Source organism: Microbacterium sp. CCNWLW41 (assembly GCF_037083505.1).
Map to the genome: position 1 here is coordinate 450,177 of NZ_JBAOJP010000003.1, position 26,276 is coordinate 476,452.

Genomic DNA, 26,276 nt, shown 5'->3' on the forward strand with positions numbered 1-26,276 from the left:
GCACGTCGGTCAGGGGCGGATGAACACCCCGGTGCCCTGGGGGAGCTCCGCCAGCTTGGCGATCGCGGCCTCGTCCACCCGCAGGCAGCCGTTGGAGTTCGCCCCGGTGCGATCGTCGTGATAGTGGAACGCCGTGACGGCGGCCTCGGCGCCGCCGAAGCCGTCCAGCGTCGGCGACTGCACCGACAGGTAGACCAGGGGGTGACCCCGGGTGTACTCGAACTCGGGCACGGTACGGGTCATCATGATGAAGGACCGGCCCACTGGCGTGGGCGACTCCGCCATGCCGGAGCCGAAGTCCGTCGCGATCGTCTCGCGCGCGCCGCCGCGGACGATCTCGATGGTGCGGGCGGAGAGGCTGACCTCGACGACGGCCTCGGCGGGCGCGAGCTCGACGTCGGCCGCACGCAGCCACCCCGTGATCTGGCCGGCGTTGCCGCCGGAGGGCAGGGCCTGGCGACCGGTGAGGAGCACCCGGACCCAGTTCTGCTGACGCTCCACCACGGCGACCGTGGTGCCGTCGAACGTGTAGTCGCGGGGGAGGGCGGCCACGGGCGGCCCGAGGGGGTCCGCCCAGACGGGTGCCGCCTCCCCGGTCACCCGGGCGGTCAGCCCGAGGAACGGCGCGTCGGGCGTCGGATCGACGGGCAGGGCCGGGATGACGGCGAACACGTCCGCCTGGGGGAGGGTCGCCGTGTCGTACGCGATGTTGTTCGCGGGGAATCCGGCGGGAGCGGCGGAGGTCGGCGTGGGGGTCGCGGACGCGGACGCCGTGGGCTTCGGCGTCGGGTGTGTCACGGGCTCGGCGGAGCGGGGCCACAGCAGCACCGCAAGCAGGGCGACCAGCAGCGCCGCGATCAGGGCGACGAGCACCCACCCGCGGCGTCCGAAGCGGCGGCGGGGCGGGGTGTCGACAGTCTGGTCAGCGGCATCCACGGATCCATCCTCCGACGGGCGGCCTCCGTGCGGCAACCGCGGTGTTCCCCTGCACGGCGCGCGGGGCCCCCGCCGCGCTCGCTGTGACGCCGTGTGACGGCCGGATTCGGACGGGACCGGATCCCGCATCTACCGTGTCTGAGTCCCCCGAGAGAGGAACCCACAGCCATGTCCCGTCGTCTCACCTCCGTGCTCGCCGCCGCCACCGCGGCCGCAGCGCTCGTCGTCTCCCTCGCCGGCTGCGCGTCCGGCTCCGCCGGTGCCGAGAACGGCTCCGCCCCCGACGAGGTCGTCACCATCGGCGTCGTCGGCAAGAGCGACGCCCAGTGGCCCGCCTTCGTCGCCGCCGCGAAGAAGGAGGGGATCACCGTCGAGCTGAAGGACTTCACGTCCTACGAGGAGCCCAACCCCGCCGTCACCGAGGGCGACCTCGACCTCAACCAGTTCCAGCACATCGTCTACCTCGCGCAGTACAACGTCGCCTCGGGCGAGGACCTGCAGCCGATCGGCTCGACGGCGATCTACCCGCTGGGCCTGTACTCGCAGAAGTACGACGACGTGAAGGACATCCCGGAGGGCGGAAAGGTCGCCGTCCCGGACGACGCCTCCAACCAGGCGCGCGCCCTCCTCGTCCTGCAGTCGGCCGGGCTCATCGAGCTCAAGAGCGGCGGGACGATCTTCTCGGACCTGGCCGACGTCGACGAGGGGAAGTCCAAGGTCGCCGTCACGGCTCTCGAGGCCGCGCTGATCCCGACCTCCCTCCCGGACGTGGACGCCGCGATCATCAACAACGACTTCGTCGAGCAGGCCGGTCTCTCCTTCGAGGACGCGATCGCCCAGGACGACCCGCAGGACGCCAACGCGCTGCCGTACGTGAACATCTTCGCGGCGCGCGCGGAGGACAAGGACAACGAGACCTACAAGAAGCTCGTCGAGATCTTCCAGACCGACCCGGCGGTGCAGAAGGGGCTGCTCGAGTCCTCGGGCAACACCGGCGTGCCGCTGCAGACGCCTGCGGAGGACCTGCAGGCCTCGCTGACGACGGTCGAGAAGGACGTGAAGGCCCACAAGGGCTGACCGCGGTCCCACCCGCGCAATGAGAGAATCGGGCGGCGCCACGAGCGTCGCCCGATTCGTCCTGTCGAAGCACACCGGAGCACCACCATGCCGATCGTGAGTCTGCGAAACGTCACGAAGTCCTACCCGTCGCCGCAGCGAGACGCCCCCGCCGTGACCGCGGTCGACGACGTGTCCCTCGACATCGAGAAGGGCGATGTCTTCGGCATCATCGGCTATTCGGGGGCGGGCAAGTCCACCCTCGTACGCCTGATCAACGCCCTGGAGCCGGCCTCCTCCGGCTCGATCGTGGTCGACGGCACGGACATCACGACGCTGCCGGAGAAGGCGCTTCGGACGCTGCGCGGCGGCATCGGGATGATCTTCCAGCAGTTCAACCTGTTCTCCTCGAAGACCGTGCGGGCGAACGTCGCCTACCCCCTGAAGCTCGCCGGCTGGTCGAAGGCGGACATCGACGCCCGGGTGAGCGAGCTGCTGGCGTTCGTCGGCCTGAGCGACAAGGCCCGCGCCTACCCGGAGCAGCTCTCCGGCGGCCAGAAGCAGCGCGTCGGCATCGCGCGCGCGCTCGCCACCCGCCCCGCGATCCTGCTCGCCGACGAGGCCACCAGCGCCCTGGATCCCCAGACGACGCACGAGGTGCTCGCGCTGCTTCGTCGGGTGAACGAGGAGCAGGGCGTGACGATCGTGATCATCACCCACGAGATGGACGTGATCCAGACGCTCGCGACCAAGGTCGCCGTGATGGAGAACGGACGCGTCGTGGAGAAGGGCGACGTCTTCCAGGTCTTCTCCGACCCGCAGAACCCCGCCTCGCAACGCTTCGTCGGCACGGTGATCAAGGGCGTGCCCTCGCCGGCCGAGATCGCGACACTGCGGGAGCGGCACGCGGGCCGACTCGTGACCTTCTCGTTCCGCGACGGCTCCGCCTCCCAGGCGCAGGTCTTCGTCGACCTCGCCCAGGCCGGGCTGGAGTTCGAGCTCGTCTACGGCGGCATCAACGACATCCGCGGCCGCGCGTTCGGGCACCTCACGCTCGCCATCCGCGGCGACGAGGCCGTACTGCGACGCACTCTGGCGGCGATCGCCGAGAGGGTCGACGTGACCGAGATCGGGGAGGTGCGCTGATGGACCGGCTCATCGAGCTTGCCCCCGAGTTCTGGACCGCGGCGGCCGAGACGCTGTACATGGTCGCGATCGCCCTCGTGGCGGGCGGGCTGCTCGGCGGCGTGATCGGCACGGGGCTGTACACGACACGTCCGGGCGGACTGCTGCGCAACCGCGTCGTCTACGGCATCCTCAACCTCCTGGTGAACTTCTTCCGCCCGATCCCGTTCGTGATCTTCATCGCGGCGATCCAGCCGCTCACCCGGGCGGTGATCGGCAGCGGGATCGGCATCAACGCGGCCGCGTTCGCCCTGTCGTTGGCCGCGTCCTTCGCCATCGGGCGCATCGTGGAGCAGCATCTCCTCGCGGTGTCGCCGGGGGTGATCGAGGCGGCCCGCGCCATGGGAGCGGGCCCCTGGCGGATCCTCGCGACCGTCGCCATCCCGGAGGCCCTGGGCGGGCTGATCCTCGGGTACACCTTCATCGTCGTCGGCATCATCGACATGACGGCGATGGCGGGCGCGCTCGGTGCGGGCGGGCTCGGCCACTTCGCGCAGTCGTACGGTTTCCGCCAGTTCGAGCCCGTGGTGATGTGGGCCGCGATCGTGCTCATCGTCGTCTTCGTCCACCTGGTGCAGACGCTCGGAACCTGGCTCGCCCGCGTCGTGATGCGGCGCTGACGCGGGGCGAAGATCATCCTCCCGTAGGGGGTCGGACGGTACCGCAGGAGGACGAGGGGCGGGGGAGCGTCTTCGTACCGTGGTGTCATGGCCGACCTCCTCCCCGCGCTCCTGACGACGCCGTGGCTGCCCCTGGTGGTCTTCGCGTTCTGCCTCATCGACGGCTTCTTCCCTCCGATCCCGAGCGAAACCGTCGTGATCGGGGCGCTCACCCTGATGCTGTCGGCGGGCACGGCGGCCGGGGGAGCGCCGTACGCTGCGGCCGGGGTCATCGCGGCGGCCGCGCTGGGCGCCGCGGCGGGGGACAGCATCGCCTACTACCTCGGCCGCCGATTCGGGCTCGCGCGCTGGGCGTGGCTGCGCCGGCCGCGCGTGCAGAAGGCGCTGGAGTGGGCAGGGGCCCGGGTGCATGCCCGCCCGGCGATGCTGCTGCTGACGGCTCGCTACATCCCCGTCGGGCGGGTCGCGGTGAACATGACCGCCGGCGCCACCCGGCTGCCGTACCGGCGCTTCCTGCCGCTGAGCCTGCTCGCGGCGGTCTGCTGGACGGCGATGAGCATCCTGCTGTCCGTGTTCGCGGCGAGCTGGCTGGGGCACTCGCCGGTCCTCGCGGCCGTGGTCGGCGTCGTGATCTCGGTGATCCTCGGTCTGGCCGTCGACCTCGTCGCCCGGCTCGTCCGGCGGATCCTGCAGCGCCACGACGGCGCGGCGGAGGCCGCCGACGCGGCCGGCACGGTCAGCGCCGGGGAGCGGCGCTCAGAGCTCGTCGGGTGACGAACCGGCGGTCCTCGCCGGTGAGCGGATCGGTGAAGCGCAGCTCCCGGGCGAGCAGCTGGAGCGGGTGCGCGAAGTCGTCCGGCGCCTCCGGGAGAAGGTCCGGGTAGAAGCCGTCCCCGAGGATTCCCGCCCCGAGCGCCGCGAGGTGCACACGGAGCTGATGCATGCGTCCGGTGTGCGGGCGAAGGCGGGTGTGCAGGACCGCGTCGTCGAACCCGATCAGCTCGATCCGCGTCTCGGCGTTCGGCTCGCCCTCCCGGTCCACCTGGACCGTGACGGTGCCGCGGAGCTTGTCGATCCGATTGCGGTAGACGATCGGGAACTCGTGACCCGCCAGCCGCGGGCGCGTCGGGTCCCAGTCCGCGGGCAGGGCGGAGACCGCCTCGTACACCTTCTCGACCTCGCGCCGCTCGAACAGGAGCTGGTACGCGCCGCGGGTCTGCGCGCGGGCGGAGAACATCAGCAGGCCCGCGGTGGCGCGGTCGAGACGGTGGATCGGCGTCAGCTCGGGGTTCTCCAGGCGGTTGCGCAGCCGGACCAGCGCCGAGTTCTGCAGGTACTTGCCGCCCGGGGTGGTCGGCAGGAAATGCGGTTTGTCGATGACCACGAGGTCGTCGTCGACGTGGAGGATCTCCTCCTGGAACGGGATCTCCCGCTCGACGGGCGGCTCGCGGTAGTACCAGACGAAGTCGTGCGCGCCGAGGGCGGTGCCCCGCGTGAGCGCGGAGGCGTCCGCCGCGACGATCTCGCCCCGGTCGAAGCGCCGCAGGAGCCGCTCGGGGTCGAGGTGGAAGAACCGCTCGACCATGTAGTCGGCGATCGTCGGCCACGGGCCGGTGCGGGGGACGCGCAGGCGGGTGGCGCCGACACCGTCGCGGACGGGGAGCGGGGACGCCATGCCCATGGGTCGACCGTCGCCGGGCTATCGTGCGTCGTAGCGGCAGGTGACCGTGCCCGTGCCCGTCTCCTCCACGACGATCTCGCCGTTCCAGAGGATCTGGCACTCGACCTGCGCGGAGGCGTCCTCGCGTGCGGCCTCGACGGTCAGCTCCGCCCAGGAGCCGGTGGTCGGGAAGCTCTTGTATCCGCCGTCGGAGGGCCAGGTCATCGTGTCCGACTCGCCCTCGGAGGAGAAGGTCGCGTACAGCGTGCCCGGGCCCTGTCCGCGCAGCTCGACCTGGTCATGCGGGGCGGACAGCGCGGCGAGACCGAAGAGGAAGACGGCGAGCAGCGCCACGTCCACGGCCAGCGCGACGATCGCCGAGACCAGGGCGGCGCGAGGACGGCGGGCACGGATGCCGAGCACGAGCCCTGTGACGGCGGCCGCGGCCGCGATCAGCAACAGGATCCCGAAGACGACGTTGCGCGGTGCGAGGTACGGGATCACCAGGGCGGCGCACAGGAGCAGGGCCGCGGACGACAGCCAGATGGCGGTCGTCGCCGTGCGTGACCGGACCCGCGAAGGCGCGTCGGATGCGGCCGGGAGAATGGTGTCGTCAGACATGAGGCGCTCTCGAAACTTCTGGGGGCGTGCCCGACATGCCGCAGGGCGTGGACTACTCTACCTGCGGGGGGAGAGTCGCGCTTCTCGTGCTCTTCGATCCGTCCTCATCGGGCGAACGACGAGCGACGGGCTCCCCGGACGACGATGCAGGGAGATGTGCGGTGGCGACCTACGGCGAACTCGACACGATCATCGGCCAGATGAAGAAGGCGGCGATCGACTGCTGGATGGCGGATCAGGACTTCGACCCCACCTGGGGCAACGCGGACTGGTCCTACAACAAGTGGGGCTGGGCCCCCTACCAGTACCGACGGCCCGCGGCGGACGGCAGCGGGGGCGGTCAGAGCGTCGGCTACGGCGACGGCGTGACGTGCGAGGCGCAGTTCGACGAGATCCGTTCGGCGATCGACAGTCTCGTCGAGCGCTGGAAGGGGCTGCCGACGGGATCGGCCGCGGAAGGGCCGCAGGGGCAGAACGCCGCGGCGGCCGCGATCCTCGGCAGCGGCGGAGCCGGGCCCTCGGTGCAGAACAGCGGTGAGATCTCCGACGCGAACAACAAGGTGTACGGTGCCGTCCAGGAGATGAAGGGCCTGTTCGTGGCCCCGTTCCTGATGAAGTACTGCACGAAGACCTCGACGATCCAGAGCGGACTGGCTCAGGCGAACGTCATCCTGCACGCGAACTACTCCGCGCAGGCCGCGATGTGGACCGCGGTCCGCAACGACGTGGCGACGATCTGCGACAACGCGCGCAAGGCATGGAAGACGCAGGCGGAGACCGCCGCCGCCGAGAACGCGAAGTTCCAGCTCTCCGTCGCGGGGGCCGTCGTGTCGGCCATCGCCGCGGTGGTGACCGCACCGACCGGGCTCGGCGTCGCCGTCGGGGCGCTGGCCACGGTGGCGGCCGGGATCACGACGGCCGTGGCCAAGGTCTCGGAGAACGCCGCCGTGGAGATCTCCGGGAACTCCTACAGCAGCATCTACAGGTCCACGGCCGAGGCGCTGAACAAGCTGAACGAGTCGATCACGGCGCAGGAGAGGGCCCTGAACGACGCGATGACCGAGGCGATGAACACGATCCACGGCAACATCGCGGACTACAACCTCGACGCCGTCTCGCTCGGAGACATCCCCGCCACGGACGGGACGATGCAGATGGACCGGACGCTGTCCTCGACCGCCTCCAGCCACATGGTCCTCGTCGACGAGGCGCTCGCCGAGGCCCACACCGCGCTGGGGAGCCCCCCGGGATCGAACCCGACCCCGCGCAGCTCCCTGGTGGGCGTCTATCAGGGCACCCACACGTCGGCGACCGCGCTGTGGACGCTGACCGCGCGCTGCCTCGAGCTGACCTCGGCCGAGTACAGCCGCGGACGCTCGCTGTTCGACGCGACGGTCGAGGACTACTTCTCGGCGGACGCCTCCGCGAAGCAGAAGGTCGCCGAGCTCCTGGCGGACGAAGCGCTGACGACCGAGGTGGGAGTCTGACATGTGGGAGAGCCGAGTCCTCGGGCCGATCGAACTCGACGGCGGGTCCGGAGGCGGGTGGATGGACACCGAGATCGACTTCCTGGGCACGCCCCTGCCGGTCCGTCTGGAGATCGACCACCCGGACCGTCTGACGCAGTCGTTCATCGACGGGCTCGACGTCGTCCTGGAGCGGCTGGAGATCCCGGACCGGATCTCGCGGGACGCCATCGCCTCCGCGCTGCGCAACGAGGCGTCCGCACCGGCGCAGCTGTACCGGGCGTGGGAGCGGACCCCGTCGGGCGCCCGGCGTTCCGCCGACGAGTTCCTCGCCGGGCTGCAGCCGAGGAGGATGACGATCACACCGGACGGCGGGCGGGTGAACCTCGACCGGGTCGTGCTGAAGTACGGCCTGGCGGACGCGTCGGTGTCGGGCGAGATCACCGTGCGTCTGCCCGCGGCCTCCAGCGGACCCGAGATCGATCCCGCGCCGCGTCAGGGGTACTGAGGGGCCGCCCTCAGAGGTCGAAGCTGAGGCTGAGCTTTCGCAGCAGGGCCGCGAGGCGGTCGCGGTCGCCGCGGGAGAGCGCCGACAACAGCGTCGCCTCGGCGTCCACCAGCCGGGTGATCGCGGCGTCCACGCGGACGCGCCCGTCGTCGGTGAGCGTGACGAGGACGCTGCGTCCGTCGCCGGGATCGGACTCGCGTCTCACCAGGCGGCGTCCGACGAGGCGGTCGATGCGGTTCGTCATCGTCCCGCTCGTCACGAGGGTCTGCTGCATGAGCTGCTTCGGCGAGAGCTGGAACGGCGCCCCCGCGCGACGCAGCGCCGAGAGCACGTCCCATTCCCACGCCTCGAGGTCGCTGCGGCGGAACACGTCCCGACGCGCGCGGTCGAGGTGGTGCGAGAGCCGGTCGACGCGGGAGAGGACCTCCAGCGGCGAGAAGTCGAGGTCGGGGCGCTGACGGTCCCAGGCCGCCACGATCCGATCGACCTCGTCGCCCTGTGCGGCCGCGTCCGTGCTCATCCGCCCATTATCCCGCCCGCGGCCCGCTGGCCGGTTCTCCCGGGTCCCGCGGACTGTTTCCCCGGTGTTCGCGCAGGGGAGCGGCGTCGGCGCGTGGCAGACTTGTCGGGCGGCCCGGGCGGCCGCGGTCCGCCGTGGTGTAATGGCAGCACGACAGCCTTTGGAGCTGTGAGGTTCAGGTTCGAGTCCTGGCGGCGGAGCATGACCGGTAACGACCTCGCCATCATCGTCCTGGCAGCGGGCCAGGGGACGCGCATGCGTTCGCGCCTGCCCAAGGTGCTCCACCCCATCGGCGGGCGTCCGCTCGTCGGGCACGTCCTGGCCACGGCCTCCCGGCTGGGCGCCGCGCACGTGGAGGTCGTCGTGCGCCACGAGCGCGATCAGGTGGTGGCCGCGCTGGCGGACGCCTATCCCGGGGTCGTGTTCGTGGACCAGGACGAGGTCCCGGGGACGGGGCGCGCGGTGCAGGTCGCGCTCGAGTCCCTGCCGACGGAGTTCGTCGGCGACGTCCTCGTGCTCTCCGGCGACGTGCCGCTCCTGGAGGCCGACACGCTGCGTGAGCTCGTGGACGCGCACCGGGCGGCCACGGCCGCAGCGACGCTGCTGAGCGCGGTCGTTCCGGATCCGACCGGCTATGGTCGCGTCATCCGCGACGCCGACGGACATGTCGCCCGCATCGTCGAGCAGCGCGACGCCACCGCCGAGGAGGCCGCGGTCACGGAGATCAACGCGGGGATCTACGTCTTCCGCGCGCCGCTGCTGCGCTCGGCCCTCTCGCGCGTCGAGCGGCACAACGCGCAGGGCGAGATGTACCTCACCGACGTCGTGGCGCTGCTGCGCGGCGACAGCGAGCGGGTCTCGGCCACCGTCACCGCCGACGTCCCGTCCACGTTCGGCATCAACGACCGCGTCCAGCTCGCCGAGGCGGCGCGCACGCTCAACGACCGGATCGTGCGCCGCTGGCAGCGCGAGGGCGTGACGGTCCTGGATCCTGCCACGACCTGGATCGACGACGAGGTGACGCTCGCCCCGGACGTGACCATCCTGCCGAACACGCAGCTGCTGCGCGCGACGGTCGTCGCGGAGGGCGCCACCATCGGCCCGGACACGACCCTGACCGACTGCGAGGTGGGGGAGGGCGCGACGGTGCGGCGCACCGACGCGAACCTCGCCGTGATCGGCGCCGGTGCCACCGTCGGGCCCTTCTCCTTCCTCCGCCCGGGCACCGTGCTCGGCGCGAACGGCAAGATCGGTGCCTACGTGGAGACGAAGAACGCGCAGATCGGCGAGGGCAGCAAGGTCCCCCACCTCTCCTACGTCGGCGACGCGACGGTGGGGCGCGGGGTCAACCTCGGCGCCAGCACCATCACCGCCAACTACGACGACGTCAACAAGCACCGCACGGAGATCGGCGACGAGGTGCACACTGGCGCGCACACGGTGCTCGTCGCGCCCGTTAGGCTGGGGGACGGCGCGAAGACGGGTGCGGGCGCCGTCATCCGCAAGGATGTCCCCGCCGGTGCCCTGGCCATGACCGTCGCCCCTCAGCGCAACGTCGAGGGGTGGGTCGAGAAGAACAGGGCAGGCACGGCGGCGGCGGAAGCCGCCGCGCGGGCCGATTCGGCGGAATAGGCGGGTCCGATGGGGCGCAGCAAGAAGAAGACGGTCGAGCTGGATCGGGACAACGGCATCGCGCCCGGCCTGATCGCCAAGACGAAGAAGCGGCTCGTCGTCGCGGGAGGGCGCTCGGTCCCCGAGCTCACTCGCCAGGTCGCCGATGCGCTGGGCACCGAGATCGCCCCCGTCGAGCACCGCACCTTCGCCTCCGGCGAGATCTACGCGCGCTTCGAGGTCTCGATCCGCGGCTGCGACCTGTTCATCGTGCAGTCCTTCGGAGAGCCGGTGAACGAGTGGCTCATGGAGACGCTCATCATGCTCGACGCGGCCAAGCGGGCCTCCGCCAAGCGCATCACCGTCGTCGCCCCGTACTATCCGTACTCCCGTCAGGACAAGAAGGGGCGCGGTCGGGAGCCGATCAGCGCCCGTCTCGTGGCGGATCTGCTCAAGACCGCCGGCGCGGACCGCGTGATGAGCGTGGACCTGCACGCCGCGCAGATCCAGGGGTTCTTCGACGGTCCGGTCGACCACCTGTTCGCCAAGCCCGTGCTGCTCGACCATTTCGAGCGGAACCTCACCGCGGAGGACCGCGAGACGCTCACCATCGTGTCGCCGGACATGGGCCGAGTGCGGGTCGCCGACACCTGGTCGGACAGCCTCGGCGCACCGCTCGCCATCATCCACAAGCGCCGGGATCCGAAGGTCGCCAACCAGGTCTCCGTGCACGAGATCGTCGGCACCGTCGAGGGCCGCACGTGTCTCCTCGTCGACGACATGATCGACACCGGCGGCACGATCGTGAAGGCGGCGCAGGCGCTCAAGGCCAACGGCGCCCGCCGCGTCATCGTCGCCGCGACGCACGCGGTCTTCAGCGACCCGGCCTCCGACCGACTGCAGGACTCCGCGATCGACGAGGTCGTCGTGACGGACACGATCCCGTTGACCGAGTCCCGTCGCTTCCCGACGCTCACGGTCCTCCCGATCGCGCCGCTGCTGGCGACCGCGATCCGCCAGGTCTTCGAGGACGGCTCCGTCACGAGCATGTTCGGCGGCGACGCCTAGGCACGGCTCCGTCCCGATCTGCACACTCCGTCCCGATCTGCACACCAATTCTGTCCATTCGCCCGCGGATCGGATCTTGGTGTGCGGATCGGACCGTGGGCCGCGGAACGGTCGGGCCCCGATCTGCACACGCCGTCCCGATCTGCACTCGAATTCGACCGGTTCGTCCGTGGATCGGGATCTGGTGTGCGAATCGGGACACGGGCGGGCGGGTCGCCGCTAGGCGGGACGGCGGTCGGTGGCTACGATCGTCCCATGGTCGCGTCTGCAGCACCGGAAGGTGATGCGAGGGGGGACGCCGCCGGACCGGGACGCCCTGGCGGTCCCGGACGGCTCCTTCTCGCACTGACGATCGCGTGCGGCGTGCTGCTCGCGACGACTCTCGGCCTCGGCGTCGCCGTGCTGGCGTTGTCCGGGGCGCGGGCGGATGCGGCGCGGCCGGCGCCGACCGCCTCCCCGACGCCGTCTCCGACCGTGTCGATCCCCGTTCCGGACCTGCAGGAGGTGCAGGGGTTCGAGATCGGCGTGGTCTCCGATCTCGAGATCGGCGGCGTCGTGATGGCGAAGGCGCCGACCGGCGAGTTCAGCAGTGTCCACGCCGTGATCGTCAACCGCGCCGAGACGGCGATCGACGCGTTCTTCGACGTCACCTCATATGACGCCGAGGGCGGGATCGTCGCCCGCTTCCCCACCAGCGCCTACCTGCTCCCCGGGCAGCGCTCCCTGCTCACCGGCATCCTTCCACGCGACCTGACCGGCGTGTCGCGGATCCTGATGGAGCAGACCCGCGGCGGAGAGACCGAGACCGTGGCCGCCGGCACCGTGGAGCTGAAGGACGTCCGCAGCGCCGCGGAGGGACGGGTGGAGGCCCAGTTCGTGTCCACGCTCGACCGACCGGCGCCGCTCGCCGACGTGTACGTGGTCGGGTTCAGCGGAGACGAGATCTTCGCCGTCGGGCAGACGGTCGTTGACATCCCCGCCGCCGGCGAGTTCGGAGCCACGCTGTCGATGTATCTGGCGACCAAGGGGGACCCCGCCGAGTTCACCGAGATCCCCGCCGACGCCGATTATGAAGCGTTCTTCGAGTTGGAGCGGCCGCGATGAGCACACCTCCGGTTCCGCCTCCTTCCGGTCCGCCCGCACGGACACTGGCCCTCCCTCGGCGCCGGCCCCTCATGTTCGCGCTCGCGGTGGGTGCAGCGGTGCTCCTGGCGGCGACGATCGGCCTGGGCGCGCGGACGCTCCAACTGCTCGCCGACGCGCAGGGGGCGTCTGCTCCCGCGTCGTCCTCGACGCCGACGCCCGACGCGACGACGCCCCCGCCCGATCCCCTCGGCGCGGCGCCGGGCTACACCCAGGAGCCGCTGACCGCGCAGGGCGTCCAGGTCCTGGTGAACTCCGTGTTCACGGTCGAAGAGCTCGCGCTGACGCGCTGGGTGTCGGACGACGCCTTCACGACCCTCTACGCCCCGGTGCGCTATGACGGAGAATCGCCGTTGTCCGGTTCCTTCTCCTTCGACGTGACCGCGTACGACGCCGAGGGCAGGATCCTCGAGCGATCGCCGACCAACATCTCCTGGCTTCCGGACCAGCGCGAGGGGATGCTCTCGGTCGCCCTCCAGACGGACCTTCCGGAAGCCGCGCGGTTCGTGATCGACCAGACCGTCGCCGAGGAGGCGCCTGCGCCGCTCGCCGGTGCGCTGTCGCTGCAGGGCGTGGAGGTGGAGGACGGGATCCTCCGGGCCGTGATCGCGTCCGGTCTGACGCAGCCGACCGGTCAGGCCGACATCCTGATCGGCGGCTACGCGGACGGCGTGCTCTTCGCCGCCTGCAGCGTTCCGACGCTCGGGATCCCTGCCGGCGGGAGCCTCGAGGAGTCCTGCATCTTCAACGCCGTCGGCTCTGAGTTCGTCCCCGAAGGGGAGATCCCGGTCGTTCCCGACGAGGCCGAGTACCGGATCACCCTCTCCCTCTCGCCCTGGTCATAGGACACGACCGGCGCTCGCCCGGCCGTCTCGACTCAGTGCGCGAGGTCAGATGACGGGCGCCCGGGGAGGACGTGGTCGCCGCTCGCGGACTCCGGGCTCGTGGCGTCCGGAGCCGGGGCGTTCGGGGTAGGGGCATCCGGAGCGGGATGCGCGAGGGGCAGGCGGATGAGGAACTCCGTGCGGCCCGGCTCGCTCGCCACCTCGATGGTGCCGTCGTGTCCCTCCACGATCGCCTTCGTGATGGCCAGGCCCAGCCCCGTGCCGCCGGTCGCGCGGGTGCGGGACCGGTCGCCGCGGGCGAAACGGGCGAACAGCTCGTCGCGCACCGAGGCGTCGATCCCGGGACCGTCGTCGAGGACGCGGAGCACGGCGTGCGCAGGCTCCGTCCCGAGCCGCACGACGATGCGGGTGCCCACAGGCGTGTGCGTGCGGGCGTTGGCCAACAGGTTCGCGATCACCTGCTGCAGACGGCCGGAATCCCCCCGCACCTCCACGGGCTCCGCCGGGACGTCGATCTCCCACTCGTGGTCCGGTGCGGTCGGGCGTGCGTCCTCCACGCCCTCGATCGCGAGCCGGGTGAGGTCCACCGGCGTGTGCACGAGCTCGCGGCCCTCGTCCAGCCGGGCCAGCAGCAGCAGATCCTCGACGAGACGGGTCATCCGCAGGGACTGGGCCTGGATGCGCTCCAGCGCCGTGTGCGCGGTCTCGGCCGCCGCCGGACCCTGGCTCTGCCGCAGCGACCGCAGCGACAGCTCCGAGTACCCCCGGATGGAGGCGAGGGGGGTCCGCAGCTCGTGGCTGGCGTCGGCGACGAACTGCCGCATCCGTTCCTCATTGCGCTGCCGCGCCGCGAGCGAGGTGTCGACGTGATCCAGGAGGGTGTTCAGCGCCGCGCCGACCAGCCCGGTCTCGGTCCTCGGGTCGGCCTCCATGGCGGGGACGCGCTCCTGGATCGAGACGTCGCCGCGGTCGAGCGGCTGGTTCGCGACGCGGTTCGCCGTCGCGGCCACCGCACGCAGCGGCCGCAGGCTCACCCGGATCGTGATGGCGGTGGTGACGGCCAGCAGGATGAGCCCGCCTGCCGTGGCCAGCGCGATCACCGTGAACAGCGTGGACAGCGTCTTCTGGATGTCGTTGCGCGGCAGCCCTACGATCATCGTGAACGCCTCCGTGCGCCCTCCCGAGACGAGCTGCACGGAGGGGACCTGCACGGCGTCGAGCTGGTAGGAGCCGAGCTCGCCCAGGCTCGCCGTGCTGTTGCCCGTGCGCAGTGCCGCGACGGCGCGGACGATCTGCTCCTGGCCGACCGTCGTACCCTGGTAGTCGGCCGTGACGATCAGGCCGTCGGGCGGCGTGCCCTCCGTGGGGATGACGACGAGCAGGAGGCCGGGCTGGACGTGCTGCTGGTCGAGGATCGTGCTGGCGCTGGGGGCGCTCACGGACATCCCGGAGCGGATCTGGGCGACCTGCTCCAGTCGGTCGGTGTGGGTGCGGAGCTGGTTGGCGAGGCTGTCCTCGAGGGCCCGCCCGAGGAAGACGCTGGTCACGATGGCCACGATCACGAGGATCAGCGACACGATCCCGATCACTGCGCCCATGAGCCGCGTCTGCAGCGTGAGCGGACGCCGCGGCGGCTCGGGGCTGTCGACCGGGGTCATCGGGTCCGGCTCACTGCGGCGCCTTGATCATGTAGCCGACGCCGCGGACGGTGTGGATGAGGGGGGTGCGCCCGGCGTCGATCTTCTTGCGCAGGTACGAGATGTACAGCTCCACGACGCTCGAGCGTCCGCCGAAGTCGTAGCTCCACACCCGGTCGAGGATCTGGGACTTGGACAGGACCCGGCGCTCGTTGCGCATCAGGTAGCGCAGCAGCTCGAACTCGGTCGCGGTCAGCTCGATCTCGGTGTCGCCGCGCATGACCTCGTGGCTGTCCTCGTTCAGCGTGAGGTCGCCGACCTGGAGGACCGAGTCGCCCGCGTCCGAGGCCGCGCCGCCGCTGCGCCGGATGACGGCCCGCAGCCGCGCGACGACCTCCTCCAGGCTGAACGGCTTGGTCACGTAGTCGTCGCCGCCGGCGGTGAGCCCGGCGATCCGGTCGGTCACCGCGTCCTTGGCCGTGAGGAACAGCACCGGCACCATGTTCCCGGACTCGCGCAGGCGCTTGAGCACCCCCATCCCGTCGAGGTCGGGCATCATCACGTCGAGCACCAAAGCGTCGGGGCCGAACTCCCGGGCCACCTGAAGGGCCTCGAGCCCGGAGCCGGCGGTGCGCACCTCCCAGCCCTCCATGCGCAGTGCCATCGAGAGGAGGTCCGTGAGCATCGGCTCGTCGTCCACGGCGAGGATGCGGAGGGGACTGCCGTCGGGGCGGCGGAGGTCGGGATGCGAGTGGTCGCTCATGCCCCCATTCTCCTCGGTCTGCTATGTGTTTCCTATGAGAGCGGCCGGACCGGGGGACCGGCGTCCGTAGGGATGTCGGTGGCCCGCCCTAGTGTCGGCGGAATGAACCCCGCAGAACTGCAGGATCACGTCTCCGGAACCGTGCTCACGGCGAAGGACACCGGGTGGGACGAGGCGCGTGCGTTCCACTCCGGACGAGGGGAGCCGGATGCGATCGTCCGCCCGGTGGATGCGTCGGACGTCGCCGCCGCGGTGCGGATCGCCGCGGCGTCGGCGACACCCGTTGTCGTCCGCGGCGGCGGACACAGCGCCTGGGCGCGTCTTCCCGGCGGCCTCGCGCTGGACCTCCGCGACCTCGACGACGTCGAGGTCGACGGGACGCTGGTGCGCATCGGGGGCGGCGCCACGTGGGGCGCCGTCGCGGAGGCGCTGGCGCCACACGGGCTGGCCATCAGCTCCGGCGACACCCGGTCGGTCGGCGTCGGCGGGCTCACGCTCGGCGGCGGCATCGGGCTGATGGTGCGCGCATGGGGCCTCGCGGTCGACCAGCTCGTGGGCGCGCAGGTGGTGACGGCGACGGGCGACATCGTGGAGACCACCGCGCACGACCACCCGGACCTGTTCTGGGCGCTGCGGGGCGGCGGCGGCAACTTCGGCGTCGTCACTCGCTTCGACTTCCGCGCTCACGCGCTGCCCGGTGCGGTGCACGGGATTCTCACCGTCCCGGAGGATCCTCGGCCGGCCCTGCGCGCGCTCCGCGACCTGCTGGCCGACGCGCCGCGAGAGCTGACCGCGTCGTACATGGACGTGCCGGCGATGGATCCGAGCGCCCCGGCGGGCGCGTCGATCGTCGTCGTGTGGGCCGGTGACGACACCGCCGCGGCGGAGCGGGCGCTGGCCCCTCTGCGGGCGGTCTCCGGCGTCGAGGGCGAACTTCGGCGCGTGCGTTATGCGGACATCCTGGAGGAGATGCCGGGGGTGGACGAGACCGGGCAGGAGATGCCGGGGTTCGTCGGCGGGAACATGCTCGCCCGCGTCGTGGACGACGATCTGATCGACCGCCTCGTCGCGTTCCGGGCCGCTTATCCCGCCTCGGTCGTCTTCCTCCGTTCGCTCGGCGGCGCCTTCGCCGATGTCGCGCAGGAGGACACCCCCTTCCCGGCTCGCGACGCGACCATGTTCGTGATGGCCGGGGCCTTCGACATGCCGCAGTTCCTCGACGACGGGGAACGCGAGCGGGTCCGCGCGGACTGGGCGGAGATCGCGGCACGGGGATCCGGGATGTACGGCAACTTCATCGCGGACCCGATCCCGGGACTGGCCGAGCAGCTGTTCGCACCGGCGGCGTGGGAGAGGCTGCGGGGGATCAAGCGCACGTGGGACCCGGAGAACCTCTTCTCCCGCAACCACAACATCGTCCCGGAGGGCGGGGCCTGAGCGTCGGGGCGGTTCCGCCCAGGGCGGGACCGCCCGACGCCGCCCCGGGGCGGAACCCCGCTCACTCGGCGGCGCGCTCCTCCAGCTCCCGATCCCAGATCGAGCTCATCTCGGCCAGAGCGCGCTCGGTGATGAGGACCATGGCCTGTGCGGCCTTGTCGGCGTTGCCGGTCTGGATGGCGGTGGCGATGTCGACATGGTTCTGCAGCGCCTCGACCGCGGGATAGCGCGGCATGAGGTCGTACTGCGTGCGGCTGCGCAGCACCTCCTCGACGAGGTGATGCAGCTGCGCGAACATCTCGTTGCCGCTCATCTCCAGCACCAGGCCGTGGAACTGCAGATCGAGGCGGACGAACTCCGCGGTGTCACCGCGCTTGCCCGCGGCCCAGAGACGCCCGGACAGGCCGACGAGGTCGCTGGCCAGGTTCAGCGGTGCGCGGATCGCGGCGAGTCGTGCCGCGGCGGGCTCGATCGCACCACGCAGCTCGGTGAGGGAGCGCAGCTGCGCCACCCGGCTGGGGCCGGCCAGTCGCCAGCGGATCACCTGCAGGTCGTACGCGTTCCATGCCGTCGCCGGGAGGACCCGCACGCCGACGCGGCGCTTCTGGGCCACGAGGCCGAGCGCCTCGAGCGCACGGAGCGCCTCGCGGACGACGGGACGGGAGACCTGGAAGCGGGTCTCCAGCGACTCCGTGGTGAAGGTGCTGTCCGCGGCGTACACGCCCCCGCAGATCTCGCGGCCGAGAGTGTCGAGCACGAGGTCTCGCAGGTCGCCGGCCACGGCCGGGGAGCGCGCGGCCAGAGCGTCGCCGGACGGGGGGACGGTGTCCATGAGGAGAGCATATCTTTTTGATCCCGGGGATTGATATGTCTGACTTATTCGGGTTACGGTGACGATTGAGCAGATGTAAAGCGGCATCTGCGCCCACCCGCACCCAGGGGAGTCGTCGCGAGGTTGCGCGGCTCAGGATGGAGTCACAGTGAAGTACGCATCGAAGCCCGCCCGCCTCGCCGCCGTGGCCGCGGTCGCCGTCGTCGCCGGAACGCTCGCCGGCTGCAGCACCGGATCCGCGGTGGACGAGAACGCCGACATCGACGGGACCACCCTCCGCGTCACGCTCGTCAACCACGTGTGGACCGAGGCGATCAAGGAGCTGATCCCCGAGTTCGAGAAGGAGACCGGCGCCAAGGTCGAGGTCACGCAGCTGGCCGAGGACCAGCTCTCGGACCAGTACAACGTCAAGCTCAACGCCGGCACCGACGAGATCGACGTCATGATGTACCGCCCGCTCCAGGAGAACAAGCTGTTCGCCGGCAACGGGTACCTCGCCGACCTCACCGAGCTCGCCGAGGGCGACGAGGAATGGGACTGGTCCGACTTCCAGGAGGGGCCGGCGTCCCTGACCTCCTACGAGGACGAGATCGTCGCCGTGCCGATCATCACCGAGCGCACCGTGCTGTACTACCGCAAGGACCTCCTCGCGGAGGCGGGCCTCGAGGTGCCGACGACGCTGGAGGAGCTGGACGCGGCCGCCGCCGCCATCCACGAGCGCCACCCGGATGTCGCCGGCTACATCGGCCGCACCGGCAAATCGGCGGCGGTCACGCAGTTCAGCGCCTTCCTCTTCAGTGAGGGCGGCGCGTGGATCGACGAGGACGGGAAGTCGGCGATCGGCAGCGACGAGGCCCGCAAGGCCTACGCCTTCTACGGCGACCTGATCCGCAACCACACCACCGCGACGATCAACCCGGAGATGAGCTGGGCCGAGGCGTTCGCCGTCTTCCAGCAGGGGCAGGCCGCGTTCATCGCCGATGCGGACAGCCTGTACAAGAACATGACGGACCCGTCGCAGTCCACCGTCGCGGACCAGGTCGGCTTCGCGCCGTTCCCCGCCGGCTCTGCGGGCTCGAAGCCGTACAACGTCGCCGCGTGGGCGCTCGGGATCAACGAGACCTCGGAGAACCAGTCCGCGGCCTGGCAGTTCATCACCTGGGCGACCTCCAAGGAGATGACCGCGGAGCTCACCAAGCTCGGCGTGACCGGCGCGCGATCGTCGGTCTGGGAGGACGAGGACGCCACGGCCGACTACCCGGCCGAGCTCATCGAGGCCATCAAGGTCAACGGTGAGAACGGCGTCGGTCAGGACCGGCCGCTGGTGGTCCAGGTGGCGCAGGCGCGCGAGATCGTGGGTGAGCCCATCGTCGCCGCGATCGCGGGCGGGGACGTGGACGCGGCGGTCGATGCCGCGGACAAGGCCTTCGGGGACTTCCTCGTCGAGGACGCCGAGTAGATCCGACCGACCGTCACCGCGGCGGCCCCGAGCGGGCCGCCGCGGTCCGATCCAGGGAGTCATCATGACCGCTCTGCGCACTCCGGACGCCGTGCGCCCGCCCGAGGCGGTGAGCACGGGGGAGCGCTTCAGCCGCTGGGCCGATCGGCACCGCAAGTGGCTGTTCGCCGGCCCGTCCGTCGTCTTCACCGCGCTGCTGCTGGCCGTTCCGCTGGGATGGACGCTGTTCCTGAGCCTGACCGACGCGAAACGGTCCGTCCGCCGCGACTTCGACGTGATCGGGCTCGGCAACTACGCGGACGTCCTCACGGACACCGAGCGCTTCTGGCCGTCCGTCTGGCGCACGTTCGCCTTCACGGGCGGGGCGCTGTTCTTCGAGCTCATCCTCGGGATGATCATCGCGCTTCTGCTGTGGAAGCCGTTCCGCGGGCAGGGCGTGGTGCGCACGATCGTCCTGCTGCCGCTGGTGGCGACGCCGGTCGCGGTCGGGATGATGTGGCGGCTGCTCTTCGAGCCGAACATCGGCTTCGTCAACGAGATGCTGGGGTGGGTGGGGATCCCGCCGCAGCCCTGGCTCGCGGACCCGGCCACCTCCCTGCCGACGCTGATCTTCGTCGACATCTGGCAGTGGACCCCGATGGTCGCGCTCATCCTCCTCGCGGGGCTCACGAGCCTCTCCGACGAGCCGCAGGAGGCGGCCCGGGTCGACGGCGCCAACGCCTGGCAGCGCTTCTGGTACATCACCGTGCCGCTCATGCGCCCCGTCATCATCGCGGCCGTCCTGCTGCGCGGGATCGACGCGCTGAAGACGTTCGACATCCTCTACGCGACCAAGGGCAAGGGCGGAGGGGCGTTCCACGATGTGGAGACGCTCAACGTCTACGCGTACGGCCTCAGCTTCGACTACAACGAGTACGGCGTCGCCTCGGCCGTGCTGATCCTGTTCTTCCTGATCATCCTCGTCGTGATCTGGGTGCTCCAGATGCAGAGAAAGGGCAAGCAGTCATGACCGCCCTCGCCGACACTCGCACCGTCGTCACCGGCGGACGCCCGGCGCCGCGCCGGCGCCGCACGCGGCCCGGCTCGATCGGCCGGTTCCTCGGACTGGCGCTGATCGTCCTCGCCTTCCTCGGCCCCATCGTGTGGATGGTGCTGGCCAGCTTCAAGCACAACGTCCAGATCTACGACGCGGCGCAGGCGCTGCTGTTCCAGCCGACGCTCGACAACTACGGGACGGTGTTCGACCCCCGGCGGGGGAACTACCTCGTCTACATCTGGAACTCGTTCTTCGTCGCATTCATGGCGACGGCGCTGTCCCTGGTCCTCGCGGTTCCGGCGGCCTATGCGATGAGCCGCTTCGTCATGGACAAGTCCGCCATGGTCGTGCTGCTGGCGAGGATCATCCCCGGGGTGAGCCTGCTCGTGCCGTGGTACTTCATCTTCGCCCAACTGAAGATGACCGGCGGCTACATCCCGCTCATCCTGTCGCACATGTTCGTCTCGCTGCCGCTGATCCTCTACATCATGATGTCGTTCTTCGACCAGCTGCCGGAAGAGCTCGAGGAGTCGGCGCAGGTGGACGGGCTGACCGCGATCGGCGCGTTCTTCCGGATCACCCTGCCGCTGTCGGTCCCCGGCATCGCGACGGCGACGATCCTGTCGTTCATCTTCTCGTGGAACAACTTCATGTTCGCCCTCGTGCTGTCGGGGAACGCGACCAAGACGCTGCCGGTGGCGATCTTCGACTTCATCGGCTACGCGTCGATCGACTGGGGAGCCCTGATGGCGGCCTCGGTCGTGGTGACCACGCCCATCATGCTCATCGCGCTGTTCACCCAGCGCTACATCGTCTCCGGCCTCACCGCCGGGGCCACGAAAGGTTGACCATGGCCGTGACCGGCGTCATCTCCCGCGTGGAGTCGTTCCCCGTCGCTCCGCGCTGGCTGTTCGTGCGGATCGAGACCGACGACGGCCTGGTGGGCTGGGGCGAGGCGTCCCTCGAAGGCTACGTCGACGTGGTCCGCGCGGCCGTCGACCAGTTCGCCCTGACGCTGGTCGGCGCCGACCCGCGCCGCATCGAGGACCACTGGCAGGTGCTGACCAAGGGGCAGTTCTACCGCGGTGGGCCGGTCCTGGCCAGCGCCGTCTCCGGGGTGGATCAGGCGCTGTGGGACCTGCAGGGCAAGCGCCTGGGGGTGCCGGTGCACGAGCTGCTCGGCGGTGCCGTCCGTGACCGGATCCGCGCTTACGGCTGGGTGGGAGGGGACGACCCCGACGAGGTCGGCGACCACATCGCCGCCCAGCTGGAGGTCGGGCTCACCGCCGTGAAGATGAACGCCTCGGGGCGGATGAGCCGCAACGGCTCGAAGTCGGAGCTCGACGCCGTCGTGGCACGGGTCGCCAGGGCGCGGGAGGTGCTGGGGCCGGACCGCGACGTCGCCGTGGATCTGCACGGGCGTTTCACGCTCGGGACGGCGCGCCGACTCGCATCGCTGCTGGAGCCCCTTCATCCGTTCTTCCTCGAGGAGCCGGTCGTGCCGGAGAACTCCCATGTGATCGAGCGGATGGTCGAGGCGACCACGATCCCCATCGCGACGGGGGAACGGCTCTACAGCCGGCAGGAGTTCCTGCCCGCGCTCCAGGCCGGGATCGCGATCGGCCAGCCGGATCTCGCGCACGCGGGCGGCATCTCGGAGAGCCGCCGCATCGCCGCGCTCGCCGAGACCTTCGACGCCATGATCGCGCCGCACTGCCCGCTCGGGCCCCTGGCGCTCGCCGCGTGCCTGCAGGTGGGCTTCGCCACGCCGAACCACCTCATCCAGGAACAGTCGATCGGCATCCACTACAACAAGGGCGCCGAGGTGCTCGACTACGTCGTGGACACCGAGCCGCTCCGCTTCGTGGACGGCGGGTTCGAACGGCTCACGGGGCCGGGACTGGGGATCGAGATCGACGAGCAGGCGGTGCGTGCCGCCGCAGGCCGCTGGGAGACGTGGCAGAACCCGGTGTGGCGGCACGCCGACGGATCGATGGCGGAGTGGTGAGCACGGCGGTGGCCGGACGAGGGGTGCAGGACCCCGGGACGATGCGCGCGGTGGTCAAGCACGGGCCGGGGCCGGCGGGCATCGCGGTGCAGGACCGGGAACGGCCGGTGGCCGGGCCCGGGGAGGCCGTCGTCGACGTCCGCGCGACGGGGATCTGCGGGACGGACGTGCACATCGCGCACGACGAGTACGCGCACCGGACGCCGGTCGTCCTCGGCCACGAGGTGCTGGGCGTCGTGAGCGCCGTCGGATCGGAGGAGGACGTCGACTGGATCGGGAGCGTCGTGGCGGTGGAGACCTACTTCTCCGCCTGTGAGCGCTGCGAGCAGTGCCGTGCGGGGAAGCGCAACCTCTGCGAGCTGCGTCGGTCGATCGGCTCGTTCCGCGACGGCGGGTTCGCGGAGCAGCTGCGCGTCCCGGTCCTCAACCTGCATCGCCTTCCGGAGACCCCCGGCGAGCTCGACGGCGTGCTCTCGGAGCCCCTGGCGTGCGTGGCGCAGTGCCTGCTGGACCCGCCGGTCGTGCAGCCCGGCGATCGTGTGCTGGTCACGGGACCGGGCGCGATGGGGCAGCTCGCCGCGCAGGTCGCGCGGGCGTGCGGGGGGATCGTGACGCTCGCGGGACTGCCCGCGGACGCGGAGCGGCTCGCCGTGGCGGCGGAGCTCGGCCTCGGCACGACGACCGAGACGCCGCCGACGGAGGCCTTCGACGTCGTGGTGGAGTGCTCGGGCGCCGCTCCCGCCGCGGCCGGAGCCCTGCGTGCCGCCCGCCGCGGCGGACGGTACGTGCAGGTCGGGATCTTCGGCCGCGACGTGACCCTGCCGTTCGACCTCGTCCTCTACAAGGAGCTCGTCGTGACGAGCGGCTTCGCGTCGACGCCCGCGTCGTGGCGCGCGGCGATGCGACTCATCGCGGCGGGCGCCGTCGTGCTGACGCCGCTCGTCACCCGCCGCGTCGGGATCGAGGACTTCCGGGAGGCGCTGGACGCCGCCGAGCGCGGCGAGGGGCTGAAGACGGTGATCGTCCCGGGCGGATGACGCGGTGGTCGCCCCGTTTCGTCTCGTCGCTGCGCTCCTCGCTCAACGACCGGTGGGCGTCGGTCGTTGAGCGAGCGAAGCGAGACGAAACGCGGTGACCCGTGGCTGGCGCCGTTTCGTCTCGGTGCTGCGCTCCTCGCTCAACGACCGGGGGTGGCGCGGTGTTCGGTCGTTGAGCGACACTTCGACTCGCTGCGCTCGCTCAGTGCGGGTCTCCGCGAGACGAAACGCGGTGACCCGGGGCGTCAGTGGGTGTCTTCGGCCTCGACCTCGGTGCGGTCGCCCGACCACAGCGTGTGGAACGTGCCCGGCTTGTCGATGCGGCGGTAGGTGTGCGCGCCGAAGAAGTCCCGCTGGCCCTGCACGAGCGCGGCGGGGAGGCGCTCGGCGCGGATCCCGTCGTAGTAGGACAGGGACGACGAGAACGCGGGAGCCGGGATGCCGGCGCGGGCGGCGGCGATCACCACGCGGCGCCACGCGTCCTGACCACGGGTGAGCGCCTCGGCGAAGTAGGGCGCCGTCATCAGGACCGGCAGGTCCGGGGTCTGCGCGTACGCCTCCGCGATGCGGTTGAGGAACTGGGCGCGGATGATGCAACCCCCGCGCCAGATCTTCGAGATCGCGCCCAGGTCGATGTTCCAGCCGTACTCGGCGGCACCGGCGCGGATCTCGTCGAAGCCCTGCGAGTACGCGACGATCTTTGACGCGTAGAGGGCCAGGCGCACGTCCTCGATGAAGGCGTCCTCGTCGGCGACGGTGAACGCCTCGCTCGGGCCGGGAAGGCCTGCGGCGGCGGCACGCTGCTCCGGGTGCGACGAGAGGGAGCGGGCGAAGGTGGCCTCGGCGATGCCGGAGACCGGCACGCCCAGCGCGAGCGCGGTCTGCACCGTCCACGCGCCGGTGCCCTTGGCCCCGGCCTGGTCGACGATCACGTCCACCAGCGGCTCGCCCGTGGCGGCGTCCACCTGTCGCAGTACCTCGGCGGTGATCTCGATGAGGTAGGACTCCAGCTCGCCGCGGTTCCACTCCGCGAAGATCTCCGCGATCTCGGCCGGGGACTTGCCCGTCCCGCGGCGGATCAGGTCGTAGGCCTCGGCGATGAGCTGCATGTCGGCGTACTCGATGCCGTTGTGCACCATCTTCACGAAGTGGCCCGCGCCGTCGTGGCCGACGTGCGTGACGCACGGCTCGCCCTCGGCGACGGCGGCGATGGACTTCAGGATCGGCCCGAGCGTCACCCAGGACTCGTCGGACCCGCCGGGCATGATCGAGGGACCGGTCAGCGCGCCCTCCTCGCCGCCGGAGATCCCCGCGCCCACGAAGTTGATGCCGGTCTCGCGCACGGCGCGTTCGCGGCGGATCGTGTCCGGGAAGTAGGCGTTGCCGCCGTCGACGATGATGTCGCCCGGCTCGAAGACCTTCACGAGCTCGTCGATCACGGCGTCGGTCCCGGCGCCGGCCTTGACCATGATGATCGCGGTCCGCGGGGTGGACAGCGACGCGGCGAACTCCTCGTAGGAGAAGGCGGGGAGGAACCCGGCCTCGGGGTGCGCGGCGACCAGCTCGTCGGTCTTCGCCCGGCTGCGGTTGTACACCGCGACGGTGTTGCCCTCGCGGCTGGCGAGGTTGCGGGCGAGGTTCGACCCCATGACGGCGAGTCCGACGACTCCGATGTTCGCTGCGGCGTTGGGCACTGTGATCTCCTCGATGTCACCGTTGGGGGATGCGTTCAGCGTATCGCTGTCACCGGGATCGGTCGTCCTGTGCGTCGCGCTCGCGTCGTCGACAGGACCGGTGCGCGGCGCACGCCGTGCGCGGTCGCCGAGGGGTGCGTCGTCGCCGAGCCCGTCGCGGGATGCGACGGGCGACGACGCTGGCCCGAGCCGGGTCAGTCCTTGCGGTAGCCCGAGCGGCCCATGCTGAACAGGGCGCCGAGCGAGAGGACGGTCGCGCAGACGGTCATGGCGCCGATGAGCCAGAACAGGGCATGGGACAGGAAAGCGCCATCGAACATGGAACTCAGCCTATCGGCAGATCCGGTACGATGGAGACGTTCCTCGGCGAGGGATGGCGTGCGTGCGCGCTCATCCGTGATCGACGCGGCGATGCGAGCCCGGTGCTCTCCTCACGTGTCCGCTGCCGAGACGACACCACCCAGACCACCGCGCAGCCCCGCCTGCTGCGCGCCTGAAGGAGAACATCATGAGCGAAGACACCACCGTCCACGCGGAGGTCCGCACCAGCTTCGGCAAGGGCTTCGCCCGCCGCCTGCGCGCCGCTGGCAAGATCCCGGCAGTCCTCTACGGGCACGGCACCGACCCGGTCCACGTCGCCCTTCCTGGCCACCAGGTCAGCCTGCTGATCCGTCGCGCCAACGCGCTGCTGGACCTCGACATCGAGGGCAAGAGCCAGCTCGCGCTCGTCAAGGACGTGCAGAAGGACCCGGTGCACCAGGTCATCGAGCACATCGACCTGCTCATCGTGAAGAAGGGCGAGAAGGTCGCCGTGGACCTCCCCGTCGTCGTCGTCGGCGAGCCCTTCTCGGGCACCATCGCCACCCTCGACGCGACCACGCTGGCGGTCGAGGCCGAGGCCACCCACATCCCCGAGCACGTCGAGGTCTCGGTCGAGGGGCTCGAGGAGGGCGCGCACATCACCGCCGCCGACGTGAAGCTGCCCAAGGGCGTCACGCTCGTCGCCGACCCGGAGACCCTCGTCGTCGCGGTCTCGGTCCCCGCCGCCACCGTCGCGGAGGAGACCGAGGAGACGGCTGCCGAGGAGGCCCCGGCCGAGGAGACCGCCGCGGAGTGATCCGTCCGGACGACACG

General features: G+C 71.0%; 26 protein-coding genes and 1 tRNA gene. 18 read left to right on the forward strand and 9 right to left on the reverse strand.

From position 1 onward, the window contains the following. Positions 1 to 9: 9 nt before the first annotated feature. Positions 10 to 936, reverse strand: a complete 927-nt coding sequence (locus V6R91_RS13790; RefSeq protein WP_336395761.1) for a L,D-transpeptidase — start codon at positions 934 to 936, stop codon at positions 10 to 12. 168 nt (positions 937 to 1,104) lie between these two features. Here V6R91_RS13790 and V6R91_RS13795 point away from each other — a divergent pair, with 168 nt between their 5' ends. From V6R91_RS13795 to V6R91_RS13810, 4 genes are all read left to right on the forward strand, one after another. Further along, complete coding sequence (locus V6R91_RS13795; protein WP_336395762.1) at positions 1,105 to 2,013, forward strand: MetQ/NlpA family ABC transporter substrate-binding protein; 909 nt, start codon at positions 1,105 to 1,107, stop codon at positions 2,011 to 2,013. Between the two features lie 87 nt (positions 2,014 to 2,100). Further along, positions 2,101 to 3,138, forward strand: coding sequence for a methionine ABC transporter ATP-binding protein (locus V6R91_RS13800; protein ID WP_271061047.1), 1,038 nt, complete (start codon positions 2,101 to 2,103; stop codon positions 3,136 to 3,138). Beyond that, positions 3,138 to 3,797 (forward strand): methionine ABC transporter permease, encoded by a 660-nt coding sequence (locus V6R91_RS13805; protein ID WP_067245513.1) that lies wholly within the window; start codon positions 3,138 to 3,140, stop codon positions 3,795 to 3,797. Before V6R91_RS13800 ends, V6R91_RS13805 begins: the two co-directional genes overlap by 1 nt. An 87-nt stretch (positions 3,798 to 3,884) precedes the next feature. Then, positions 3,885 to 4,571 carry a DedA family protein gene (locus tag V6R91_RS13810; protein WP_271061046.1) on the forward strand — a complete coding sequence of 229 codons (687 nt, stop codon included), beginning with the start codon at positions 3,885 to 3,887 and terminating at the stop codon, positions 4,569 to 4,571. Here V6R91_RS13810 and V6R91_RS13815 read toward each other — a convergent pair. Together V6R91_RS13815 and V6R91_RS13820 are read right to left on the reverse strand one after the other, a co-directional pair. After that, a complete protein-coding gene (locus V6R91_RS13815; protein WP_336395939.1) occupies positions 4,534 to 5,472 on the reverse strand; it encodes a pseudouridine synthase in 939 nt (312 codons plus the stop codon). The genes V6R91_RS13810 and V6R91_RS13815 overlap by 38 nt on opposite strands. A 24-nt stretch (positions 5,473 to 5,496) precedes the next feature. Beyond that, positions 5,497 to 6,078: a hypothetical protein gene (locus V6R91_RS13820; protein ID WP_271061044.1), complete on the reverse strand. Its 582-nt coding sequence runs from the start codon at positions 6,076 to 6,078 to the stop codon at positions 5,497 to 5,499. A 161-nt stretch (positions 6,079 to 6,239) separates the two neighbouring features. Between V6R91_RS13820 and V6R91_RS13825 the strand changes: the two genes are divergently transcribed. Continuing rightward, a complete protein-coding gene (locus V6R91_RS13825) occupies positions 6,240 to 7,565 on the forward strand; it encodes a hypothetical protein (RefSeq protein ID WP_271061043.1) in 1,326 nt (441 codons plus the stop codon). A gap of 1 nt (position 7,566) precedes the next feature. Then, entirely contained in the window at positions 7,567 to 8,052 is a 486-nt protein-coding gene (locus tag V6R91_RS13830) for a hypothetical protein (protein ID WP_271061042.1), read from the forward strand. A gap of 10 nt (positions 8,053 to 8,062) precedes the next feature. Here the strand turns inward: V6R91_RS13830 and V6R91_RS13835 are convergent, their stop codons facing one another. Then, entirely contained in the window at positions 8,063 to 8,572 is a 510-nt protein-coding gene (locus tag V6R91_RS13835) for a MarR family winged helix-turn-helix transcriptional regulator (RefSeq protein WP_231820365.1), read from the reverse strand. Between the two features lie 128 nt (positions 8,573 to 8,700). Here V6R91_RS13835 and V6R91_RS13840 point away from each other — a divergent pair. The 5 genes from V6R91_RS13840 (at position 8,701) to V6R91_RS13860 (ending at position 13,239) form a co-directional block, all read left to right on the forward strand. Next, positions 8,701 to 8,772, forward strand: a tRNA-Gln gene (locus tag V6R91_RS13840). 1 nt (position 8,773) lies between these two features. Beyond that, positions 8,774 to 10,204, forward strand: coding sequence for a bifunctional UDP-N-acetylglucosamine diphosphorylase/glucosamine-1-phosphate N-acetyltransferase GlmU (glmU, locus tag V6R91_RS13845; RefSeq protein ID WP_336395763.1), 1,431 nt, complete (start codon positions 8,774 to 8,776; stop codon positions 10,202 to 10,204). A 9-nt stretch (positions 10,205 to 10,213) separates the two neighbouring features. Beyond that, on the forward strand, positions 10,214 to 11,251 hold the full coding sequence (locus V6R91_RS13850; RefSeq protein WP_336395764.1) for a ribose-phosphate diphosphokinase: 1,038 nt from the start codon (positions 10,214 to 10,216) through the stop codon (positions 11,249 to 11,251). Positions 11,252 to 11,506: 255 nt separating this feature from the next. Then, positions 11,507 to 12,355, forward strand: a complete 849-nt coding sequence (locus tag V6R91_RS13855; RefSeq protein WP_336395765.1) for a hypothetical protein — start codon at positions 11,507 to 11,509, stop codon at positions 12,353 to 12,355. A 71-nt stretch (positions 12,356 to 12,426) separates the two neighbouring features. Beyond that, entirely contained in the window at positions 12,427 to 13,239 is an 813-nt protein-coding gene (locus V6R91_RS13860) for a hypothetical protein (RefSeq protein WP_336395766.1), read from the forward strand. A 32-nt stretch (positions 13,240 to 13,271) separates the two neighbouring features. On the opposite strand, the gene V6R91_RS13865 is transcribed toward V6R91_RS13860, so the two are convergent. Both V6R91_RS13865 and V6R91_RS13870 read right to left on the reverse strand, forming a co-directional pair. Next, positions 13,272 to 14,897: a sensor histidine kinase gene (locus V6R91_RS13865; RefSeq protein WP_336395767.1), complete on the reverse strand. Its 1,626-nt coding sequence runs from the start codon at positions 14,895 to 14,897 to the stop codon at positions 13,272 to 13,274. 10 nt (positions 14,898 to 14,907) lie between these two features. Beyond that, a complete protein-coding gene (locus tag V6R91_RS13870; protein ID WP_067245551.1) occupies positions 14,908 to 15,639 on the reverse strand; it encodes a response regulator transcription factor in 732 nt (243 codons plus the stop codon). Positions 15,640 to 15,741: 102 nt separating this feature from the next. On the opposite strand from V6R91_RS13870, the gene V6R91_RS13875 reads away from it, so the two are divergent. Further along, entirely contained in the window at positions 15,742 to 17,076 is a 1,335-nt protein-coding gene (locus V6R91_RS13875; RefSeq protein ID WP_336395768.1) for an FAD-binding oxidoreductase, read from the forward strand. Between the two features lie 61 nt (positions 17,077 to 17,137). Here the strand turns inward: V6R91_RS13875 and V6R91_RS13880 are convergent, their stop codons facing one another. Next, positions 17,138 to 17,908, reverse strand: coding sequence for a FadR/GntR family transcriptional regulator (locus V6R91_RS13880; RefSeq protein WP_336395769.1), 771 nt, complete (start codon positions 17,906 to 17,908; stop codon positions 17,138 to 17,140). Positions 17,909 to 18,056: 148 nt separating this feature from the next. Here V6R91_RS13880 and V6R91_RS13885 point away from each other — a divergent pair, with 148 nt between their 5' ends. The 5 genes from V6R91_RS13885 (at position 18,057) to V6R91_RS13905 (ending at position 23,448) form a co-directional block, all read left to right on the forward strand. Then, complete coding sequence (locus tag V6R91_RS13885) at positions 18,057 to 19,367, forward strand: ABC transporter substrate-binding protein (RefSeq protein ID WP_231820371.1); 1,311 nt, start codon at positions 18,057 to 18,059, stop codon at positions 19,365 to 19,367. 64 nt (positions 19,368 to 19,431) lie between these two features. Then, positions 19,432 to 20,376: a carbohydrate ABC transporter permease gene (locus tag V6R91_RS13890; RefSeq protein WP_067245564.1), complete on the forward strand. Its 945-nt coding sequence runs from the start codon at positions 19,432 to 19,434 to the stop codon at positions 20,374 to 20,376. Further along, positions 20,373 to 21,251, forward strand: coding sequence for a carbohydrate ABC transporter permease (locus V6R91_RS13895; protein WP_231820372.1), 879 nt, complete (start codon positions 20,373 to 20,375; stop codon positions 21,249 to 21,251). The genes V6R91_RS13890 and V6R91_RS13895 overlap by 4 nt, the downstream gene beginning before the upstream one ends. 2 nt (positions 21,252 to 21,253) lie before the next feature. Next, a complete protein-coding gene (gene dgoD / locus V6R91_RS13900) occupies positions 21,254 to 22,411 on the forward strand; it encodes a galactonate dehydratase (protein WP_067245570.1) in 1,158 nt (385 codons plus the stop codon). Further along, the gene (locus tag V6R91_RS13905; protein WP_336395770.1) at positions 22,408 to 23,448 is read left to right on the forward strand and encodes an alcohol dehydrogenase catalytic domain-containing protein; all 1,041 of its coding nucleotides are present in this window, start codon (positions 22,408 to 22,410) and stop codon (positions 23,446 to 23,448) included. The genes dgoD and V6R91_RS13905 overlap by 4 nt, the downstream gene beginning before the upstream one ends. A 245-nt stretch (positions 23,449 to 23,693) precedes the next feature. Here V6R91_RS13905 and gndA read toward each other — a convergent pair whose 3' ends face one another. Then, a complete protein-coding gene (gene gndA / locus V6R91_RS13910) occupies positions 23,694 to 25,142 on the reverse strand; it encodes an NADP-dependent phosphogluconate dehydrogenase (RefSeq protein WP_336395771.1) in 1,449 nt (482 codons plus the stop codon). Between the two features lie 194 nt (positions 25,143 to 25,336). Beyond that, the gene (locus V6R91_RS13915) at positions 25,337 to 25,462 is read right to left on the reverse strand and encodes a hypothetical protein (RefSeq protein ID WP_255218122.1); all 126 of its coding nucleotides are present in this window, start codon (positions 25,460 to 25,462) and stop codon (positions 25,337 to 25,339) included. Positions 25,463 to 25,650: 188 nt separating this feature from the next. Between V6R91_RS13915 and V6R91_RS13920 the strand changes: the two genes are divergently transcribed. Next, positions 25,651 to 26,259: a 50S ribosomal protein L25/general stress protein Ctc gene (locus tag V6R91_RS13920; RefSeq protein ID WP_336395772.1), complete on the forward strand. Its 609-nt coding sequence runs from the start codon at positions 25,651 to 25,653 to the stop codon at positions 26,257 to 26,259. Positions 26,260 to 26,276 lie beyond the last annotated feature (17 nt).

Coding starts and splice junctions, on each gene's coding strand:
- V6R91_RS13920 (WP_336395772.1), top strand. CDS start 25,651: ATGAGCGAAGACACCACCGTCCACGCGGAGGTCCGCACCAGCTTCGGC.
- V6R91_RS13835 (WP_231820365.1), bottom strand. CDS start 8,572: ATGAGCACGGACGCGGCCGCACAGGGCGACGAGGTCGATCGGATCGTG.
- V6R91_RS13880 (WP_336395769.1), bottom strand. CDS start 17,908: ATGGACACCGTCCCCCCGTCCGGCGACGCTCTGGCCGCGCGCTCCCCG.
- V6R91_RS13870 (WP_067245551.1), bottom strand. CDS start 15,639: ATGAGCGACCACTCGCATCCCGACCTCCGCCGCCCCGACGGCAGTCCC.
- V6R91_RS13895 (WP_231820372.1), top strand. CDS start 20,373: ATGACCGCCCTCGCCGACACTCGCACCGTCGTCACCGGCGGACGCCCG.
- V6R91_RS13850 (WP_336395764.1), top strand. CDS start 10,214: ATGGGGCGCAGCAAGAAGAAGACGGTCGAGCTGGATCGGGACAACGGC.
- V6R91_RS13815 (WP_336395939.1), bottom strand. CDS start 5,472: ATGGCGTCCCCGCTCCCCGTCCGCGACGGTGTCGGCGCCACCCGCCTG.
- V6R91_RS13915 (WP_255218122.1), bottom strand. CDS start 25,462: ATGTTCGATGGCGCTTTCCTGTCCCATGCCCTGTTCTGGCTCATCGGC.
- V6R91_RS13860 (WP_336395766.1), top strand. CDS start 12,427: ATGTTCGCGCTCGCGGTGGGTGCAGCGGTGCTCCTGGCGGCGACGATC.
- V6R91_RS13855 (WP_336395765.1), top strand. CDS start 11,507: ATGGTCGCGTCTGCAGCACCGGAAGGTGATGCGAGGGGGGACGCCGCC.
- V6R91_RS13820 (WP_271061044.1), bottom strand. CDS start 6,078: ATGTCTGACGACACCATTCTCCCGGCCGCATCCGACGCGCCTTCGCGG.
- V6R91_RS13800 (WP_271061047.1), top strand. CDS start 2,101: ATGCCGATCGTGAGTCTGCGAAACGTCACGAAGTCCTACCCGTCGCCG.
- V6R91_RS13805 (WP_067245513.1), top strand. CDS start 3,138: ATGGACCGGCTCATCGAGCTTGCCCCCGAGTTCTGGACCGCGGCGGCC.
- V6R91_RS13865 (WP_336395767.1), bottom strand. CDS start 14,897: ATGACCCCGGTCGACAGCCCCGAGCCGCCGCGGCGTCCGCTCACGCTG.
- V6R91_RS13795 (WP_336395762.1), top strand. CDS start 1,105: ATGTCCCGTCGTCTCACCTCCGTGCTCGCCGCCGCCACCGCGGCCGCA.
- dgoD (WP_067245570.1), top strand. CDS start 21,254: ATGGCCGTGACCGGCGTCATCTCCCGCGTGGAGTCGTTCCCCGTCGCT.
- V6R91_RS13875 (WP_336395768.1), top strand. CDS start 15,742: ATGAACCCCGCAGAACTGCAGGATCACGTCTCCGGAACCGTGCTCACG.
- V6R91_RS13830 (WP_271061042.1), top strand. CDS start 7,567: ATGTGGGAGAGCCGAGTCCTCGGGCCGATCGAACTCGACGGCGGGTCC.
- glmU (WP_336395763.1), top strand. CDS start 8,774: ATGACCGGTAACGACCTCGCCATCATCGTCCTGGCAGCGGGCCAGGGG.
- V6R91_RS13810 (WP_271061046.1), top strand. CDS start 3,885: ATGGCCGACCTCCTCCCCGCGCTCCTGACGACGCCGTGGCTGCCCCTG.
- V6R91_RS13890 (WP_067245564.1), top strand. CDS start 19,432: ATGACCGCTCTGCGCACTCCGGACGCCGTGCGCCCGCCCGAGGCGGTG.